Here is a 3033-nt window from a genome sequence, read left to right as displayed (position 1 = left end):
AGGGATAACCGGCAAAAGCAAAATTGTTGGCAAAAATACCTGGCTTATTCATCACCCAACTTTCGCTGCCATATATTGTACTGGGAGTAAAAATTTTTCCTAAACCGATCATTAAAGAATCACCATTCATTCTTCCTGCAGATGCAAATTCGTTTCCCGGAAAATCGAATGTGGCACCACCGTAACAACTGCCAATACCAATACTGGTACCGGAATCGCAATAAACCTTCAACTGTTGCAGCCATTGAGTGGTATTGGTATCGGTAATGTTTTTAAAACTAAATTCTTTATCGCCTACATGAAAAGATGAATAACCCTGTTTGTATAATCCATGACTGTCGAACCATAGCGAACCAATTTTAGCATGATGCTCCTCTAAAATTTTTTTCATCTTTATTACAGCTTCCTCATCTGATGTTACGGCGAGGTAATGAAATTTTTTACCGGTAACATCATTCACATATGCCTGCGCCTTAACAAATACAGAAGAAAAATGAAAGCCTTTATCTTTACCGGTAATATAAAAATTGTGAATTTCCTGCTGTGCAATTGCAGTGATTATTAAAAATGCAGATAACAGTGCAGCTGATAATTTTTTCATAATGCTGATTTTTTTATTGTAAAACTATCAGGAACTGAAGCAGTTTCATAATTGATATACAGGAAGAAAAAGGATATTGAAGTGTTTATTAATAAAAAGAAGTACTTACCATCGGAGAAAAAGGGTATTTAATTTCGGTAGATGAATTTTGAAAATAAAATGCATTTTACCGTAAACAAAGTTTTATAATTACGGAAAAGCCGTAAATTTATTTTATCATGACAGAAAGAAACCTGCAAAAAGAATTATTCAATTATATTAAAGATGGCTTGCCACCTCATATATCGCTGGTAGATACACTTGCCGAACTGCTGGATATTAGTTATGATAGTGTGTACCGAAGAATACGTGGAGAAAAACCTATTACCTTAAATGAATTGAAATTACTTTGCGAAAAATTTAACCTTTCGCTGGACCAGGTGCTGCAGTTAAAAAGTAATAAAATTCTTTTTACTGATCCAGAGCCAGAAGAAAGCCCTAAATTTTTTAAACAGTACATGGAAGGTTTGATGCATTTGCTGAACAGCTTTAAACCATTTACAAAAAGAGAGATGTTATACCTGAGTAAGGATGTTCCCATTTTTCACTTTTTTTATTACAAAGAATTAACAGCCTTTAAAGCATTTTTTTGGGATAAGAGTATTTTAAACAACCCGGATTATGATGGAAAAAGTTTTAGTTTAAAAAATTACGATGTTGCAGAATCTTTTGCAACAGGGCAAAAAATTTTACAGGAGTATAATGAAATGCCTTCATCAGAATTATGGAATTACGAAAGCATTAACAGCACCATTTTACAAATAGAATATTACCGTGATGCCGGTATTTTTGAAACTGCAGAAGACCTGAATATTGTTGTGGACAGTTGCGATGCCATGCTGCAGCATTTGCAAAAGCAGGCAGAAAAAGGAGTGAAATTCTTACCCGGCGCAGGTGAAGCCGGGTATAAAGCACCATTGAAATTATACATCAACGAAATTATTTTAGGCAACAACAGTATAATGGTAGAGCTGGATGGCCACCGCACTTCTTTTATTAATTACATTGTACTAAAATACATCAGCAGCAGCGATAAAACCTTTACCGAAAAAACATTTAATAATTTTAATAACCTCGTCAGCCGTTCGGTAATGATTAGTGGCACCGGCGAAAAAGAAAGAAACAAATTTTTTAAAACTTTAAGAGAAAGGGTACTGGCATGCAAAAAATAAAACTTATAGAATGTCCACGTGATGCGATGCAGGGCTGGAAACATTTTATACCTGCACAAACAAAGATTGATTACATCAATGCATTATTAAAAGTTGGTTTTGATACAATTGACTTTGGAAGTTTTGTAAGCCCGAAAGCAATACCGCAAATGGCGGATACAAAGGAGGTAATTGGCAATTTGGAATTAGGAAGCAGTACTTCAAAGTTGTTAGCTATAATAGCTAATGAAAGAGGCGCAACAGATGCGGTGGTGTATGACGAAATTACTTATTTAGGTTTTCCATTTTCTGTTTCTGAAACTTTTCAAAAAAGAAATACTAATTCCACTATTGAAGAATCTTTGATAAGGGTAGAGGAGATACAAAATCTTTGTATAAAAAATAAAAAGGAACTGGTGGTGTATATTTCTATGGGATTTGGCAATCCTTACGACGATGAATATAATGAGTCGATTGTATTTAACTGGGTAGATAAATTAGTGGCGATGGATGTAAAAATAATTTCTCTGGCAGATACAGTTGGATTAGCTACTGCGGAACAAGTTAAAAGTGTAACAAAATATTTAGTTGATTCTTTGCCTGATATTGAAATTGGTGTTCACCTGCATTCAACCGCAACCAACTGGAAGGAAAAAGTGGAGGCCGCCCTGGCGGCCGGGTGCAAAAGATTTGATGGTGCATTAAAAGGAATTGGCGGTTGCCCGATGGCTGACGATGAATTAGTAGGTAATATGGATACAGAATTGATGATACCGTATTTTGAAGAATTAAATTTACTTAACCATTTAGATAAAGATGCTTTAGAGCAATGCAGTAATTTAGCCGCCAGCATATTTATATAATTCGTAGAATTCGTGTAATTTGTGGGCATGGATTTTCATTTGCAGTTTTCTCCAAAACAGTTATCCCAAAAAATTAATCACCGGCATAAATTATTGCTGATGGGCAGCTGCTTTACCGAAAACATCGGCGATAAATTAGTGGCACATAAATTTTCTGTACTCCAAAATCCCAATGGTATTTTATTTAACCCTGTTAGTGTAAAACAGGCTGTTGATAATTACATTGTTAATAAGGTTATTGATGAAAAGGATTTATTTTATTTAATTGAAGCGTATCATAGTTGGCAGCACCACAGCCGTTTTTCTGGTATTACCAAAGATGATGCAGTTAATAAAATAAACACTTCTACCCATACAGCACATCATTATTTAAAAGAAA

4 protein-coding genes are annotated in these 3033 nt (G+C 34.7%); 3 read left to right on the top strand and 1 reads right to left on the bottom strand.

The features are described from left to right. Positions 1 to 601 (bottom strand): hypothetical protein (locus ACY65O_RS00520; protein WP_462218889.1); only part of this gene is annotated, 601 nt, incomplete at its 3' end. Positions 602 to 819: 218 nt separating this feature from the next. On the opposite strand from ACY65O_RS00520, the gene ACY65O_RS00515 reads away from it, so the two are divergent. From ACY65O_RS00515 to ACY65O_RS00505, 3 genes are all read left to right on the top strand, one after another. Then, entirely contained in the window at positions 820 to 1812 is a 993-nt protein-coding gene (locus ACY65O_RS00515) for a helix-turn-helix domain-containing protein (RefSeq protein WP_462218888.1), read from the top strand. Then, positions 1800 to 2654, top strand: a complete 855-nt coding sequence (locus ACY65O_RS00510) for a hydroxymethylglutaryl-CoA lyase (RefSeq protein ID WP_462218887.1) — start codon at positions 1800 to 1802, stop codon at positions 2652 to 2654. Before ACY65O_RS00515 ends, ACY65O_RS00510 begins: the two co-directional genes overlap by 13 nt. A 27-nt stretch (positions 2655 to 2681) precedes the next feature. After that, positions 2682 to 3033, top strand: a 352-nt coding sequence (locus tag ACY65O_RS00505; RefSeq protein ID WP_462218886.1) for a GSCFA domain-containing protein, incomplete at its 3' end; no start/stop codon positions are given.

This window comes from Ferruginibacter sp., from assembly GCF_031430955.1.
In the GTDB taxonomy this organism is placed as follows: domain Bacteria; phylum Bacteroidota; class Bacteroidia; order Chitinophagales; family Chitinophagaceae; genus Ferruginibacter.
This window is presented reverse-complemented; position numbering and strand designations above follow the sequence as displayed.